We start from the raw sequence: 15,837 nt of genomic DNA on the forward strand, positions 1-15,837 counted from the left end.
CGGACACCGCGCAACTGCCGGTGTCGAAGCCGGGGGTTTCACACCCCGTTGCCAGCGGTTCTTGAACCGGTGGCGATCCGTTGGCAACCCCCGTGGGATATTTGAGCCAGTGTGAAAGGGGACGGGGGTATTGTGGGTGAAAGGCCCGCGAGCAGATCGGCCACGCCCGGCTGCTGATCGTGCAATGCGGCCTGCCCCTTGGGTGAAAGGGCATAAAGCCCGCGCGCGGGACGGTCGAACCAGCCGTAGTGGTCGGCGCGCAGCAGGGTGGCCGCGCGGGCCGTGCCGGTGGCCTTTGCAATTCTGGCCGGTGTGGCAGGGCCATGCGCCGCCAGATGCGCGGCACAGCGCAAGGCATCCTGCCGGTAGGCGGTCATGCGCGGGGTTTTCGTGGTGCCGCCGGTGTTGGGGTCGCCGACGCGGCGCTCGAACTCTCGCAGCAGGCGGGTGGCCTTGGCGGTGTTCTTGCGCGGGGCATAGGGGGCCGGGTCGAGATGGGCCGTCACCAGGCCCTGCCCCGGATCCACGGCCAGCAGGCCAAGGCCAAGGCGGCGGCAGAGCGCCAGTATGTCGCGGTAGCGCAGCGACCAGCCGCGTTCGGACGACACCGGCACGGCCAGATAGACCGTATCGGCCACCGCCAGCCGGGCCACGCCCTGCATCACAAGGGCCAGCGAGAAGGTCAGCTTCATTTCCACCACCACGGGCGGCTCGTCGCCGCGCCGGGCGAAGATGTCGCAATCGCCGATTTCGGCTTTCACCTCATAGCCCTGGGCCTGAAGATAGGCCTTCAGCGGAGCGTAAAGATCTGCCTCGCGCAGCGCGGACCGACCCCCGCTGCCCCCGTCTTTTGGCATCACCGCACCTTCAGCGTGGCCAGCCCGATCAGCGCGAGGATCAGCGAAATGATCCAGAACCGGATCACGATCTGCGGTTCGGCCCAGCCCTTTTTCTCGAAATGGTGGTGGATCGGGGCCATCAGGAACACCCGTTTGCCGGTGCGCTTGTAATACAGCACCTGGATGATGACGCTGAGCGCCTCGACCACGAAGAGCCCGCCGATCACCGCCAGCACGATTTCATGCTTGGTGCAGACCGCGATGGCCCCCAGCGCACCGCCCAGTGCCAGCGACCCGGTGTCGCCCATGAAGACGGCGGCGGGCGGGGCGTTATACCACAGGAAACCCAGGCCACCACCCACCAGAGCGGCGGAGAAGATCAGCAACTCGCCGGTGCCCGGCACGAAATGCACGCCCAGATATTCGGTGTAATTGAAGTTGCCGACCACATAGGCGATGATCCCCAGCGCTGCGGCGGCGATCATCACCGGCATGATGGCCAGCCCATCCAGCCCGTCGGTCAGGTTCACCGCATTGGCGGCGCCCACGATCACGATCATGCCGAAGGGCACGAAGAACAGGCCAAGGTTGATCAGCGCGTTCTTGAACAGCGGCAGGGCCAACTGGTCGGTCAGCGCCTCGGGGTGAAAGCGCGCGGCGGCATAGGCGGCCAGACCGGCGATCAGCAACCCGGCGATGAAACGCACGCGGCTGCTGACGCCCTTGGTGTTCTGTTTTGTGACCTTGGCATAGTCATCGGCAAAGCCGATCAGGCCGAAGGCCAGCGTGACCAGCAGCACGATCCAGACATAGGGGTTGTCGAGCCGCGCCCACATCAGCGTGGAGAACAGCAGCGCCGACAGGATCAGAAGACCGCCCATCGTGGGGGTGCCCGCCTTGGCGAAATGCGTGGCCGGGCCGTCGCTGCGGATGGGCTGGCCCTTTTTCTGCTTGCGGCGCAACAGGTTGATCAGCGGCTTGCCAAAGATGAAGCCGAACACCAGCGCGGTGAAGAATGCCCCGCCCGCCCGGAAGGTAAGATAGCGGAACAGGTTGAAGACATCGCCCCCGTCCGAAAAGCCGGTCAGCAGATACAGCATTCATTCAGCCCCTTGGTGTGGTGGTGCGTGCCTCTGCCCCAACTTGCGCAGCGCGTCAACAACTAGGCTGACCTTGATGCCCTTGGAACCCTTGACCAGCAGGATGTCGCCCGCATCGGGCAGAAGATGCGCGCGCGCCACCAGTTCGGCGGCACTGGCCACCCATTCGCCGCGCTGGCGGCGGGGCAGCGCGTCATAAAGCACGCGCATCCTGTGGCCCACGCAATGCACCAGAGTGACCGAAGCCAGCGCCGGATGGTCGGCGATGGCGCGGTGCAGCGCCAGTTCGGTGGGGCCAAGCTCCAGCATGTCACCCAGAATGGCGATGCGGCGGCCCTGCGCGCGGCGGCCCACGCCATCGGTGGGCTGCATCGCGGCCAGCACCTCGAGGCTGGCGGCCATCGAGGCGGGGTTGGCGTTGAAGGCGTCGTCGATCAGGTCGAACCCGTGATCCTCGACCGGGTCGAGCAGGATATGTTCGCGCGTGCCCCGGCCTTCGGGCGGCAGCCATTGGCCGATGTCGCAAGCGGCAATGCCGGGGTCGAGGCCCAGAGCATCGGCCACGGCCAGCACGGCCAGCGCGTTGGCGGCAAAATGGCGCCCCGGGCTGCGCACCTTGTAAAGCAATGGCTGGCCGTTGCGGGTGGCGCGGATGATGGTTGCCTCGGGGGTAAGCTGCACGTCGGTCATGCGCCAGGGGGCCTCGGCCACGGTGCCGAACAGCACTGGCTGGGCGCGGGCCGCCGCCGCCCGCGCCAGCAGGATCGGCGTGACGGCAAGGTCGGCGGGCAGGATGGCGGTGCCGCCGGGTTCCAGCCCGTCCATGATCGCGGCCTTTTCCTGGGCGATGCCGGCAAGGTCGGCAAAAGCCTCCAGATGTGCGGGGGCGATGGTGGTGATCAGGGCGACATGCGGGCGGGCGAGCCGAGCCAGCGGGCCGATCTCGCCGGGGTGGTTCATGCCGATCTCGATCACCGCGAAATCGCAGTCGGCGGGCATGCGGGCCAGGGTCAGCGGCACGCCCCAGTGGTTGTTGTAGCTGGCCTCGGCGGCATGCACCCGGCCCTGCCCGCCCAAAGTGGCGCGCAGCATTTCCTTGGTGGAGGTCTTGCCGACCGAACCCGTCACGCCGATGACGCGGGCCCTTGTGCGGGCGCGGGCAGCGGTGCCCAGCATTTCCAGTGCCCGCAGCACATCGGGCACCACCAGCAGCGGGGCGTTTTCGGGCAGGCCGTCGGGGATGCGGCTGACAAGTGCGGCGGCGGCACCCTTTTGTAGCGCCTGCGCCACGAAATCATGGCCGTCACGGATATCCTGCAAGGCCACGAACAGATCGCCGGGGCGCAGCGTGCGGGTGTCGATGGAGACACCGCTGGCCGACCAGTCGGCGGTGTTGCGTCCCCCGGTGGCGGTGGCGGCGTCGGTTGAGGTCCAGAGGATTGGGGGCATCGCGATCATGCTCAATGGCGGGAGGCGGGGGGCCAGCCCCCCGCACCCCCCGGGATATTTGGGTCTGGAAAGAGGATCACAAGAGCAAGGACGGGCAGAGGGGGTGCGGCCATCATATCACCCCGTCCAGTGCGGCAACGGCGATGCTGGCCTGTTCCACGTCGTCGAACGGATAGATGTCGCCCTTGATGATCTGGCCGGTTTCATGGCCCTTGCCCGCGATCAGCAGGGCGTCGCCGGGTTGCAGGGCATCGACGCCGCGCAGGATGGCCTCGGCGCGGTCGCCCACCTCGTTCGCCTGCGGGCAGGCGGCCATGATGGCGGCGCGGATGCTGGCGGGGTCTTCGGACCTGGGGTTGTCGTCGGTGACATAAAGCACATCGGCATGGGCCTGCGCCGCCGCGCCCATCAAGGGCCGCTTGCCACGGTCGCGGTCACCGCCCGCGCCGAAGACCACGATGATGCGGCCCATGACATGCGGGCGCAGCGCCTGAAGGGCGGTGGCTATGGCATCTGGCGTATGGGCGTAGTCGACGAACACCGCCGCGCCATTGGCCCGTGTGGCGGCGCGCTGCATGCGGCCGCGCACGCCGGTCAGCTGCGGCAACACGCTGAACACATTGGCCGGGCTTGCCCCCGCGCCGATGGCAAGGCCTGCGGCCAGCGCCACATTCTCGGCCTGAAATCCGCCGATCAGGTCAAGCCGCAGCTGCTGCGGGCGGCCCTGCCATTCCAGCCGCAGATCCTGCCCGGTGGCGTCGAAACGTTGGCCCAGGATGCGCAACTCGGCCGCGTCGGAATGGCCCACGCCAAGCACCTGCACCCCACGGTCGCGGGCGATGGCGGCCATATCCGCGCCGCGCGGGTCGTTGAGGTTGATGACCGCCACACCGTCGTCGGGCAGAACGCGGGCAAAGAGCCCCGCCTTGGCCGCGAAATAGGCGTCGAATGTGGCGTGATAATCCAGATGGTCCTGCGTGAAATTGGTGAAACCCGCCGCGCGCAGCCGCACGCCATCCATCCGGTGCTGGTCGAGGCCATGCGAGGAAGCTTCCATCGCCGCATGGGTCACGCCCGCCGCCGCCGCATCGCGCAGCAGGCGGTGCAGGGTGATCGGTTCGGGCGTGGTATGGGCCGAGGGCGCGTGCCACGCCCCCTCGACCCCGGTGGTGCCGATGTTGATCGCGGCATGGCCCAGTGCCATCCAGATTTGCCGGGTAAAGCTGGCGACCGAGGTTTTGCCATTGGTGCCGGTGACGGCGACCATGGTGGCGGGCTGCGCGCCGAACCACAGGGCTGCGGCAGAGGCCAGGGCCTGACGCGGATCCTCGGCCACCACAAGGGCGGCATCGGACCCCGCCAGCGCATCCTGCGCCAGAGCCGCCCCCGCCGCATCGGTCAGGATCGCCGTGGCCCCCATGCGCAGGGCCGTGGGAATGTAGTCAGCCCCGTGGGCCACCGACCCCGGCAGGGCGGCAAACAGAAACCCGGGCTGCACCTGCCGGCTGTCCACCGCGAGGCCCGTAACCTGCGCATCGCGCCCGCCCCGGGCGGTCAGACCCAGCGCCAGAAGTGTTTTTGCCTGATCCGGCATGCTGTGCCCTTGCCCCCGCCGTCACTCGTCAATCGCGTTGGCAGCCAGTAGCGCATCGGGGGCAACAAATTCAACTGCCGGACGCAGGCCCAGCAGCGGGGCGGTGCGGCGGATCACCTCGGCGGCGACGGGAACCGCCGTCCAGCCTGCGGTGCGGCGCGGTTCGGGGCCGCTGGTTTCCACGGGTTCATCCAGCGTCACGATCAGCACATATTTCGGGTCATTGGCCGGAAAGACCGAGGCGAAGGTGTTGATCACCTTGTCCTTGTAATAGCCGCCGCCCAGTTCCTTGGGGCGCGGCTTGTCGGCGGTGCCGGTCTTGCCCGCCACAGCATAGCCCGGAACCTCGCCCATCGAGGCGGTGCCCTTGGTCACAACCTGGCGCAGCATCGACACCGCCGCATCGGCGGACTTTTCCGACATGATGCGGTTGCCGGGGCCGGGCCTGTCCTGGCGCAGCAGCGTGGGCGTGACCGACAGGCCGCCATTGGCGATGGTGGCATAGGCGGCGGCCAGATGCATCGGGCTGGCCGACATGCCGTGGCCGTAAGAGGTGGTGATCGTGACGATTTCCGGCCAGCGCGCGGGGATCAGCGGCTTGGCGCCCGGAGCCTCGACCAGTTCCAGCGGGGTTGCGTCGAAAAAGCCCAGCGATTTCAGAAAAGCCTGCTGGCGCAGCCCGCCGATCTGCAAGGCCAGCCGCGCGGTGCCGACGTTGGAGGATTTCACGATCACATCGGTGACGGACAGCAGCGGGCCATAGTTCTTGCCCTGAAACTCCTTGATCTTGTGCTTGCCCCATTGCATCGGCGCATTGGCATCGACCATGGTTTCGGGGTTCACAAGGCCCAGTTCCAGCGCCTGCGCGGCGGTGAAGATCTTGAAGGTGGAGCCGAGTTCATAGACCCCCTGCACCGCGCGGTTGAACAGCGGGCTGTCGGCCGGGTCATCCTTGGCCCCGACAAGGGGCTGCGGGCGGTCGTTTGGGTCAAAATCGGGCAGCGAGACCAGGCTGAGGATCTCGCCCGATGTCACATCCATCAGGATGGCGGCGGCCCCCTTGGCGTTCATCATCTTCATGCCCGCCTCCAGCACCTCATGCGTGGCGGCCTGCACGGTCATGTCGATGGACAGGGTCAGCGGTTCGGTGCCTTTGGCGGGGTCGCGCAGGCGGGCATCCAGCGCCTTTTCGATGCCGGCGGTGCCGATCACCTCGGCGGAATGCACGCCTTCCGCGCCAAAGGACGCACCGCCCAGCACATGCGCGGCCAGCCGCCCGTTGGGGTAAAGCCGCATCTCGCGCGGGCCAAACAGCAGGCCCGGATCGCCGATGTCATGCACGGCCTGCATCTGTTCGGGGCTCAGCTTGCGGCGCACCCACAGGAAGCTGCGCCCGTCGGTAAAGCGTTTTTGCAGCGCTTCGGCATCCAGTTCGGGGAAAATCGCGGCCAGTTCGCGCGCCACGCGACCCGGATCGACCATATCCTTGGGATGGGCATACAGCGAATGGGTCAGCAGGTTGGTGGCCAGCACGCGGCCGTTGCGGTCGGTGATGTCGGCGCGCTGGTTCAGGATCTCGGCCCCGGTCGCCGCCGCGCGCGGTTCTTCGGGCTGCGAGGCGGCCAGCAGGCCCATGCGCCCGCCGATGATGGTGAAGGCCATGAAGAAGGCGACCCCCAGCAGCAGCAGACGCCCTTCGGCCCGGTTGCGCGAACGGTCGCGCAGTTCCTCGTGCCGCAGGCGCAGGTTTTCACGCTCGATCGTGTCGGGGTTTTCGCCATTGGCGCGGGCCGACAGGATGCGCGCCAGCGGGCGCAGGGGGGTGCGTGTCACAGCGGTTCCTCCTCGCCGGAGACATTCACCGGCTGCTCGATGTTGAATAGCGGTTCGGGCGGATAGGCCACCTGCTTGGGGTCGCCGAATTGTTCCGGCTCCAGCGGCAGAAGGCCCAGCCGGTCAAAGTTCAGCGTGGCCAGTTCGCGCAGCCGGTCGGGGCGGTTCAGATAGGCCCATTCGGCACGCTGCACCGACAGCGCCTCGCGCAGGCCCGCAATCTCGCGGTTCAGCCCCGACACTTCGCGCAGGGCCTGCTGGGTGGCGTAATTCTCGCGGTAGGCCCAGAAGGCCAATGCCATGACAGCCAGAAACGACAGCACATAGATCACGGGGCGCATTCAGCGGCGTCCTTTCCTTGGCGGGGTCTGGGGAAGCGAGGGCATGGCCAGCGCGGCAGGGTCGGTGTGGTCTGCGGGGGCATCGGTGCGGATGCCCACGCGCAGCTTGGCCGAACGGGCGCGCGGGTTGTCGGCCAGTTCGGCCTCATCCGGCGGAATCGCGCGTTTCGACACAAGGGTGAATCGCGGCGCGTCAGCCTCGGTGGCCGGGGCATAGCGGTTGGCATTCGCCTCCCCCCCCGAGCGCAGTTGAAAGAACCGTTTCACGATGCGGTCTTCGAGGCTGTGAAAGGTCACGACGGCCAGCTTGCCGCCGGGCTTCAGCACGGCCTCGGCGGCTTCGAGCCCCTGCACCAGTTCGGTAAACTCGGTGTTCACGGCGATGCGGATCGCCTGAAAGCTGCGGGTGGCGGGGTGGCTTTGGCCGGGTTTGGGGCGTGGCAGGCAGCCCGAGACGATTTCCGCCAGCCGCAGGGTGGTGGTGATGGGTTGCTGCGCACGGGCGGCGACGATGGCCTTTGCGATGCGGCGCGCGGCGCGTTCCTCGCCGAAGTGATACAGGATGTCGGCCAGATGATCCTCGGCGGCGGCATTCACGATGTCTTCGGCGGATTCGCCCTGCTGGCTCATCCGCATGTCCAAGGGGCCGTCCTTGGCAAAGGAAAAGCCGCGTTCGGCCTGATCCAGCTGCATCGACGACACGCCCAGATCCAGCACCACGCCATCCAGCAGCGTGGGCGCGATATGGGCAATGTCAGAGAAGTTGCCCTGCACCAGATCCAGCCGCCCGGCATAATCGCCGATCCAGCCCGCCGCCATCTGCAAGGCCAAAGGGTCACGGTCCACCCCGATCACCCGCCCTGCCCCGGCATCAAGCAGCCCGCGCGCATAGCCGCCCGCGCCGAATGTGCCATCCAGCCACAGGCCCGACACCGGCGCCACAGCGGCCAGCAAGGGGCGCAGCAGCACCGGAACATGGGTGTGGCGACCGGAAAGGGGATCGCTGGGGGCCATCGGATCAGGCCGCCGGCCTGGGCGGCAACAGCGACAGGATGTCGGCCCCACCCTTCAGTTCTTCGATCTCTTCTTCGGCCTGGCGGCTGATGGCGGCCTCGAACGTGTCAGCACGCCAGATCTGAAACGTGTCCAGGGTGCCGGCAAACACCGTTTCCACGCCATCCTTCAGCAGGTCGGCGGTCAGTTCGATCTTGTCACGCGCCTTTGAAGGCAAGACGATACGGCCGTCGCTGTCGATTTCCAGCGTGACGGTCAGGGTGATCATGTTGCGTTCAAGAATGCGCCGCTCTTTTGTGCCCTTGGGCATGGCGACGATCTGCTTTTCCAGTTCGCGCATCTCGGCCACGGTGTAGCATTCCAGAAACTCGCGCTTGTCGCCGCCATAGACCAGCACGAATTTCGCCCGCGCTTCCTTGCCCAGATCAGGGTTGAAATCGGGGTCGCCCGCCTCCAGAATACGGCGGAAGGCCGCAGGGATCGACACCCTCGCCTTGCTGTCAACCTTCTGGTTGAACTCGCCTCTGAACGCCTCGGACACGGCCTTGCGGCTCCTTCTTGTTCCCGGTGCGGGTGGACCCGGCGGGAAACGGCGGCCTGAAATGAAAACGGCGGATCGAGCGGCTGCCACTGCCCGATCCGCCGGTCTGTCCCATCGCTGGGTGCCCAACTGCGCGCGCCACCTGGGGGGATGTCTGCTCGCTCGCGCGTCGGATCTCTTTGTTTCGGGAACGAAGGCGGGTGCCTGTATGAAACTGCCGATTTCGCCTGTTCGGGGTCTTTGCCGCCCCTAGCTTGGTGTGCCCGTCTTCGCTTCCGTGAGCAAGGGATGCCATGGGATCAGATGGGAAGCAAAGGGTTTTTTTGGGATGAACTGGGGGCACAGGGGCAAGAGGTGGAAACCGGAGGGACAAATGCGATGCGCCGCGCCCGCCGCACTACCAATTGTGGCGAAAGTTGTGATCGGGACACCCTAAATGTAGGGGGCACAGGCCGATGCCACCTGATCCCAAGATTTCCCATTTTTTCCCGGCGGTTCCGGCACGTCCCGCATGCGCCATGGGAACAAGTCAAGAACCCGGTGCAAACGCCCCGGGTTCACAGCCGATTCGCGGATAAGTGATTCGCAGAGACGGCGCGTGAGCGCCCCTTTTCCCATGATTTCCCACCCCCGTCCGGGGCGGGAAACCGGGCCGGTTCAGGCCATGCCGCCCGCGACCAGCCGGGCGGCCAGGGCGGCATAGGCCTGGGCCAAGGGCCCCTCGCCCGCCGCCACTGGCGTGCCGGAATCGCCTGCCAGCCGCACATCCAGATGCAGCGGCAGTTCGCCCAGAAACGGCAGGCCCAGCCGCACCGCATCGGCGGCTACCCCGCCATGGCCAAAGATGTGCGCCTCGTGCCCGCAGGCGGGGCATATGTAGGACGACATGTTCTCGATCAGCCCCAGCACCGGGGTTTTCAGCTTCTGAAACATGTCCAGCGCCTTCCTCGCATCCAGCAGCGCCACATCCTGCGGCGTGCTGACGACAATCGCGCCGGTCAGGTGGGTGCGCTGGCACAGGGTCAGTTGAATGTCGCCCGTGCCCGGTGGCAGGTCGATGATCAAGATATCCAGCCCGCCCCATTCCACCTGCCCCAGCAGTTGCTGCAAGGCCCCCATGATCATCGGGCCGCGCCAGATCACCGCCTCGTCCTCTTTCAGCATCAGGCCGATCGACATCATGGTGACGCCATGGGCCTGCAAGGGGATGATCGTCTTGCCATCGGGGCTGGCCGGGCGTTTGGACACGCCCATCATGCGCGGCTGGCTGGGGCCGTAGATGTCGGCATCCAGAAGGCCCACGAGCCGCCCCTGCCGCGCCAGCGCGACTGCAAGGTTGGAGGCGACGGTGGATTTGCCCACCCCGCCCTTGCCCGAAGCAATGGCGATGATGCGGTCGATGCCCGATATTCGCTGCGGGCCTGCGGGCGCGGGCGTGGGATGCTGGCCGATCTTCAGCCCGGGCGCGGGGCCGTGGGAATGCGCCGCCTTGGGTGCCGCCGGGCCATGCGCGGTCAACACCACGGCCACATCGGTTACACCCGGCACGGCGCGCACCGCCGCCTCGGCCGCGATGCGCGCGGGCTCCAGCATGCGGGCCTGTTCGGGATTCTCGGCCTCGATCACGAAACGCACTTTTCCGCCCTCAAACGAAAGCGCGCGAATCAAGTCGCGTCCGGTCAGGCTGCCGCCACCGGGGATTTCGATCCGGCCCAGAGCCTCCAGCACGCTGTCCCGCAGATCCGGCATCATCTCTCCTTCGCCCAAAGCCCGGGCACAGCTTCAACGCTTTGCACCAAAGGGCAAGCCCGTGTTTACCATTTGCTCAAAATTCAGACGAAGCGCCTGTTTCCCATTGGTTATTTCACCTGTGCAGTCATGCATTCGCCGCATGGCAGCATTGCGGGGAAAGGACATTGTGCAGTTGCAGCAATTGCCCCATGTTACCCCTAACAGCGCAACGGACAGCCAGATGGCCAACCGCAGAAGCGCCGGATATAACTTGAGGCTAAAGACAATGGCTTATGTAAACACCACCCGCGTTGCGAACAACGGTCTTGCTGACCGCGTGGCAACCCTTGTGAAATCGGTGAAGGATGGCCTGCAGCGCCGCCGGATCTACAGCCAGACAGTCCGCGAACTGAACGCCCTGACGGCGCGCGAACTGGCTGACCTTGGCATTCACCGCTCGTCGATCGCCCGCATCGCCATGGAAGCGGCCTACGGCAAATAAGTTTCTTGCGAGACCCCACCTCCTCCCGGGGTCTGTAGCAAAAGCGGCGGCACTTCTCCTCCTCCCTGGTGCCGCCGCCCTTTACACCGAAGCTACGGCTCAGACCTGACCCGGCTTCACCCAGCTTCGAAAGGCCCCTCCTCCTCCCTGGGCCTGACGAAAGCGCGGCGGCCCCCTCCTCCTCCCTGGGGTCGCCGCACCAGTTTCCGGCCCGGGCCCTGCGCTCCGGCCACATGGGCTTCAGCCGCCCTACCTCCTCCCGGGGTTGGCTGACGACCAGGGCGGCGCCTCTGATCCTCCTCCCCGGGGGTGCCGCCATTGAGATACGGAAACCGGGCCTGGCCCGTTTCCACCGGCCTGCGGTGCCCTACCTCCTCCCGGGGTGCCGTTGACCAGAGCGGCGGCTTCGACCTCCTCCCCGGAGCCGCCGCGCCTGAATTCGGGAACGGGCGCTGCCCTGTCCCACAACCGCTTCGGTCGCCCCACCTCCTCCCGGGGTCAGGCCGAGGATAAGACCGGCGGCCCCCTCCTCCTCCCTGGGGTTGCCGTGTCGTCATACCGGCGCAGGCACAGCCGCGCCGAGGATACGGATGGCCCCTCCTCCTCCCTGGGCCGGATGTTGATCAAGACGGCGGTGCCCAACCTCCTCCCTGGGCACCGCCGTTGCTTTTTCAGCGCCCCGATCCACAGCTTGCATCCGCCACGCCACGCGCCATAGTCGCCGCGCAATCGACGGGGGTCTTGCCTTGCGCGCATCACTGATTTCGGCAGCCCTTGTGGCGGCACTGGTCGGCTTTGGCAGCACGATCGCGCTGGTGCTGGCCGCGGCCGCCGCCCTGGGCGCGACACCGGCGCAGACAACCTCCTGGGTGCTGGCGGTGTGTCTGGCCAAGGCGGCAGGTTCGGCGTTTCTGAGCATGCAGGCGCGGGTGCCGGTGGTGCTGGCCTGGTCCACCCCCGGCGCGGCACTGATGGCGGCGACCCAGGGCGTGACGATGGCCGAGGCTGTGGGCGCATTTCTGCTGGCGGGCGGGCTGATCGCGCTGACCGGCGCGCTGCGCCCGCTGGGCCGGGTGGTGGCGATGATCCCCGACGGGATTGCGGCGGGCATGCTGGCCGGGGTGCTGCTGCCGTTCTGCCTGCGGGTGGCGGGCGCGGCCGAGGCTTTGCCCCTGCTGGTGCTGCCGGTGGTTCTGGTCTTTGCGCTGGTGCGGCTGGTGAACCCCGCGCTGGCGGTGCTGGCAGCGCTGGCCTGTGGCGTGGCACTGGCCTTTGCCGGCCCGGCCACGCTGCCCGACCTGCGGTTTTCGCTGCCCGCGCTGACCTTCATCGCCCCCGAATTCCGCCCGGGCGTGCTGCTGGGGCTGGGCGTGCCGCTGTATCTGGTGACGATGGCGTCGCAGAACCTGCCCGGCTTTGCCACCCTGCGCGCGGCGGGGTATGAGCCGCCCGTGCGCGCGGCGCTGGGGGTGACGGGCGGGCTGTCGGCGCTGGCGGCACTGTTCGGCGGCCACACCGTCAACATGGCCGCGATCACCGCCGCGATCTGTCTGGGCGACGAGGTGCATCCCGACCGCAACCAGCGCTGGAAGGTGGGGCTGGTCTACGGCGCGGCGTGGCTGGCATTGGGTCTGCTGGGCCCGGTCCTGCTGATGATCATTACCGCCTTGCCCGGCCCGCTGGTCACGGCGATTGTCGGCCTTGCCCTGCTGGCCGCGCTGACCGGCGCGCTGACCGCCGCCTTTGCGCAGCCTTCACAGCGTTTTGCCGCGGTGGTCACGCTGACGGTCAGCGCCTCGGGCGTCGCGGCCTTTGGCATCGGCGCGGCGTTCTGGGGGCTGCTGGCGGGGCTGGCCGTGTTCGGCATCGAACAGGTCAAGGCTCGCCGCGCCCTTTGACGCCGCATCGTCATTTTCTGTCTCCAAATATCCCCGCCGGAGGCCTCCCCGGCCAGCCAGCCTCAGAACGGCACGTCATCCGCGGCGGCGGCCGCTACAACGAATCGCGCGACGATCTTTTTCAGCCCGGCCTGTTCGAAATCGACATCCAGCTTGTCGCCCTCGATCGCCACCACCGCGCCATAGCCGAATTTGACATGGAACACCCGGTCGCCCAGCGTGAAGGATGACACCGCATCCAGATCAATCGTCACATGCCGCGTCTCGCGCGGCTGCGATACCGGGCGTGTGGCGGCGCGGTCCTGCATGCGTTTCCAGCCGGGGGAATTGTAGACATCGGCCGATGCCACCCGCGCATCCATGGCCGAGGCCATCCCAGCCGCGCCAAAACCGCCGCCGTAAAGCCCGGGCGGCGTCAGCACATCCACATGATCGGCAGGCAGTTCGTCGATGAAGCGTGACGGAAGCGCCGATTGCCACTGGCCATAGACGCGGCGGTTGGCGGCGAAAGACACGGTGCACAGCACCTCGGCCCGGGTGATGCCCACATAGGCCAGCCGACGCTCCTCCTCCAGCCCCTTCAGACCCGATTCGTCCATGGACCGTTGCGAGGGGAACAGGCCATCCTCCCAGCCCGGCAGAAAGACCACGGGAAATTCCAGCCCCTTGGCGGCATGCAGGGTCATGATGCTGACCTTCTGCGCGGCCTCTTCGGTCTCGTTTTCCATGATGAGGCTGACATGTTCGAGGAACCCTTGCAGATTTTCGAACTGTTCCAGCGCCTTGACCAGTTCCTTCAGGTTTTCCAGCCGGCCCGGGGCCTCGGGCGTCTTGTCCTGCTGCCACATGGCGGTATAGCCGGATTCCTCCAGAATCGTCTCGGCCAGCGCGATGTGGTTGTGGCCCTGCTGGTGGGTGACGCGGTGCCAGCGGTCCATCCCTTCGACAAAGGCGCGCAGCTGCCCGGCCCCCTTGCCGCCGATGGCCCCCCGCGCCAGCAGCGCGCGCGCGCCGTCCAGCAGCGGCAGGCCCTGCGCCCGCGCCTCGCGCTGGATGTCTTGTTGCGCCTTGTCGCCAAGTCCCCGTTTGGGCGTGTTCACCACCCGTTCAAAGGCCAGATCATCCTCGGGCGACACGGCCAGGCGGAAATAGGCCATCGCATCGCGAATCTCCAGCCGTTCATAGAATCGCGGGCCGCCAATGACGCGGTAAGGCAGGCCGATGGTCAGGAACCGATCCTCGAACGCGCGCATCTGGTGGCTGGCGCGCACCAGAATGGCCATGCTGTCCAGCCCCTGCGGGTCAATCCGCCGGGTGCCCTTTTGCAGCGCCTCAACCTCGTCACCGATCCAGCGCGCCTCTTCCTCGCCATCCCAATGGCCGATCAGGCGGACCTTTTCACCTTCGTCGCGTTCGGTCCACAGCGTCTTGCCCAGCCGGTTGGCATTGGCCGCAATGATGCCCGATGCGGCGGCAAGGATATGCGGGGTGGAGCGGTAGTTCTGTTCCAGCCGGATCACCACCGCGCCCGGAAAATCCTTTTCGAACCGCAGGATATTGCCCACCTCGGCGCCGCGCCAGCCATAGATCGACTGATCGTCGTCACCCACGCAGCAGATGTTCTTGTGGGCCTGCGCCAGCAGACGCAGCCACAGATACTGCGCCACGTTGGTATCCTGATACTCATCCACCAGAATGAATTTCAGCCAGCGCTGGTATTGCGCCAGCACATCCGGATGCGCCTGAAAGATCGTCACCACATGCAGCAGCAGATCGCCGAAATCGGTGGCGTTCAGCGCCTTGAGCCGGTCCTGATACTGTTCATAAAGCTCCGTGCCGCGGTTGTTGTAGGCTGACGCCTCGGACGCGGGCACTTTGGCGGGCGTCCATGCCCGGTTTTTCCAGCCGTCGATCAGGCCTGCCAACATGCGGGCGGGCCAGCGTTTTTCGTCGATGTTGGCGGCCACGATCAGCTGTTTCAAGAGGCGCAGCTGGTCGTCGGTATCCAGAATGGTGAAGTTGGATTTCAGCCCGACCAGTTCGGCATGGCGGCGCAGGATTTTCACGCTGATCGAATGGAAGGTGCCCATCCATTGCAGCCCCTCCACCTGCCCCAGCATGCGGCCCACGCGGTCTTTCATCTCGCGCGCGGCCTTGTTGGTGAAGGTCACGGCCAGAATCTCGTTCGGTCTGGCGCGCCCCGTGGTCAGCAGATGCACGATGCGGGCGGTCAGCGCCTTGGTCTTGCCGGTGCCTGCGCCCGCCAGCATCAAGACCGGGCCATCCAGCGCCAGCACAGCCTCGCGCTGCGCGGGGTTCAGATCGTCCAGATAGGGCGTGGGCCGCGCGGCCATGGCACGCTGGCTAAGGGGCACGGCGGCCGCGAAGGCATCATGTTCATCGAAACTGTTCATGGGGCAAGGATAGCGGGCTTTGGGCCGCAGTTAAAGAATTGTTCCCAGTCTGTTCCGAATTTTTTGACGGATCGGCGCTATTTGGTGGCGTCAGCCGCGATGGCCTCGAAAACCGCATCCAGCTCGGCGGCAATACCGGCAAGCGCGTCGCCGCCGTCGTCCATATAGGGCGCAAAGACATGCGAGGGCGTTTTCCACGACAGGGTGGCGGTGCCATCGGCGTCTTCGGTCACGTAAAGGCGGATGGGCGCCTCTATCATCGCGGCGGTGGACAGCGGCAGAACCCGGATCGCATAGCGGGCGTGAAAGGCGCCGATCACCCGGTTGCCGGGCAGCGTCGTGCCCAGCGCTGCGGCGGCCGCTGTCGGGCCTGCCTCTGTCACCACGTTCAGCCCGTGGGCCGGGATGGCCAGTTTCACCGCATCAACCAGTTCCGCATAAGGGGTGTCGGTGTCGATCAGCCGCCAGCCGGGCCGCTCGGTCAGCGGTTCGGCCAGCATTGGCAGGGGCAGCAGGGCGAGAGTAGCGGCAAGCAGACTGCGGCGCATCGGGATCCTCCATTTTCCGTGGCAGGGTGCGGT

13 protein-coding genes are annotated in these 15,837 nt (G+C 66.7%); 2 read left to right on the forward strand and 11 right to left on the reverse strand.

From position 1 onward, the window contains the following. Window positions 1-38: 38 nt before the first annotated feature. The 9 genes from GEU84_RS05230 to GEU84_RS05270 form a co-directional block, all read right to left on the reverse strand. Window positions 39-857, reverse strand: coding sequence for a DUF2161 domain-containing phosphodiesterase (locus GEU84_RS05230; RefSeq protein ID WP_152824175.1), 819 nt, complete (start codon window positions 855-857; stop codon window positions 39-41). Then, window positions 857-1,939 (reverse strand): phospho-N-acetylmuramoyl-pentapeptide-transferase, encoded by a 1,083-nt coding sequence (mraY, locus tag GEU84_RS05235; protein ID WP_152824174.1) that lies wholly within the window; start codon window positions 1,937-1,939, stop codon window positions 857-859. The genes GEU84_RS05230 and mraY overlap by 1 nt, the downstream gene beginning before the upstream one ends. After that, window positions 1,940-3,388: a UDP-N-acetylmuramoyl-tripeptide--D-alanyl-D-alanine ligase gene (locus tag GEU84_RS05240; RefSeq protein ID WP_152824173.1), complete on the reverse strand. Its 1,449-nt coding sequence runs from the start codon at window positions 3,386-3,388 to the stop codon at window positions 1,940-1,942. A gap of 112 nt (window positions 3,389-3,500) precedes the next feature. Further along, window positions 3,501-4,982: a UDP-N-acetylmuramoyl-L-alanyl-D-glutamate--2,6-diaminopimelate ligase gene (locus GEU84_RS05245; RefSeq protein WP_152824172.1), complete on the reverse strand. Its 1,482-nt coding sequence runs from the start codon at window positions 4,980-4,982 to the stop codon at window positions 3,501-3,503. Window positions 4,983-5,003: 21 nt separating this feature from the next. Next, window positions 5,004-6,815, reverse strand: a complete 1,812-nt coding sequence (locus GEU84_RS05250) for a penicillin-binding transpeptidase domain-containing protein (protein WP_174539327.1) — start codon at window positions 6,813-6,815, stop codon at window positions 5,004-5,006. Further along, window positions 6,812-7,156 (reverse strand): cell division protein FtsL, encoded by a 345-nt coding sequence (ftsL, locus tag GEU84_RS05255; protein ID WP_152824171.1) that lies wholly within the window; start codon window positions 7,154-7,156, stop codon window positions 6,812-6,814. The genes GEU84_RS05250 and ftsL overlap by 4 nt, the downstream gene beginning before the upstream one ends. Beyond that, entirely contained in the window at window positions 7,157-8,170 is a 1,014-nt protein-coding gene (rsmH, locus tag GEU84_RS05260) for a 16S rRNA (cytosine(1402)-N(4))-methyltransferase RsmH (RefSeq protein WP_152824170.1), read from the reverse strand. A gap of 4 nt (window positions 8,171-8,174) precedes the next feature. Continuing rightward, window positions 8,175-8,711: a division/cell wall cluster transcriptional repressor MraZ gene (gene mraZ / locus GEU84_RS05265; protein ID WP_174539328.1), complete on the reverse strand. Its 537-nt coding sequence runs from the start codon at window positions 8,709-8,711 to the stop codon at window positions 8,175-8,177. A gap of 657 nt (window positions 8,712-9,368) precedes the next feature. Next, window positions 9,369-10,460: an Mrp/NBP35 family ATP-binding protein gene (locus GEU84_RS05270; RefSeq protein WP_152824168.1), complete on the reverse strand. Its 1,092-nt coding sequence runs from the start codon at window positions 10,458-10,460 to the stop codon at window positions 9,369-9,371. A gap of 268 nt (window positions 10,461-10,728) precedes the next feature. Here GEU84_RS05270 and GEU84_RS05275 point away from each other — a divergent pair, with 268 nt between their 5' ends. Further along, window positions 10,729-10,944 carry a DUF1127 domain-containing protein gene (locus GEU84_RS05275; RefSeq protein ID WP_152824167.1) on the forward strand — a complete coding sequence of 72 codons (216 nt, stop codon included), beginning with the start codon at window positions 10,729-10,731 and terminating at the stop codon, window positions 10,942-10,944. A 746-nt stretch (window positions 10,945-11,690) separates the two neighbouring features. Then, entirely contained in the window at window positions 11,691-12,842 is a 1,152-nt protein-coding gene (locus tag GEU84_RS05280) for a benzoate/H(+) symporter BenE family transporter (RefSeq protein ID WP_152824166.1), read from the forward strand. A 62-nt stretch (window positions 12,843-12,904) separates the two neighbouring features. On the opposite strand, the gene GEU84_RS05285 is transcribed toward GEU84_RS05280, so the two are convergent. Continuing rightward, on the reverse strand, window positions 12,905-15,256 hold the full coding sequence (locus tag GEU84_RS05285) for an ATP-dependent helicase (protein ID WP_152824165.1): 2,352 nt from the start codon (window positions 15,254-15,256) through the stop codon (window positions 12,905-12,907). A gap of 77 nt (window positions 15,257-15,333) precedes the next feature. Then, window positions 15,334-15,804 (reverse strand): DUF302 domain-containing protein, encoded by a 471-nt coding sequence (locus GEU84_RS05290; protein WP_152824164.1) that lies wholly within the window; start codon window positions 15,802-15,804, stop codon window positions 15,334-15,336. Window positions 15,805-15,837: the final 33 nt, after the last annotated feature.

The organism is Fertoeibacter niger (assembly GCF_009380135.2).
GTDB lineage: Bacteria > Pseudomonadota > Alphaproteobacteria > Rhodobacterales > Rhodobacteraceae > Fertoeibacter > Fertoeibacter niger.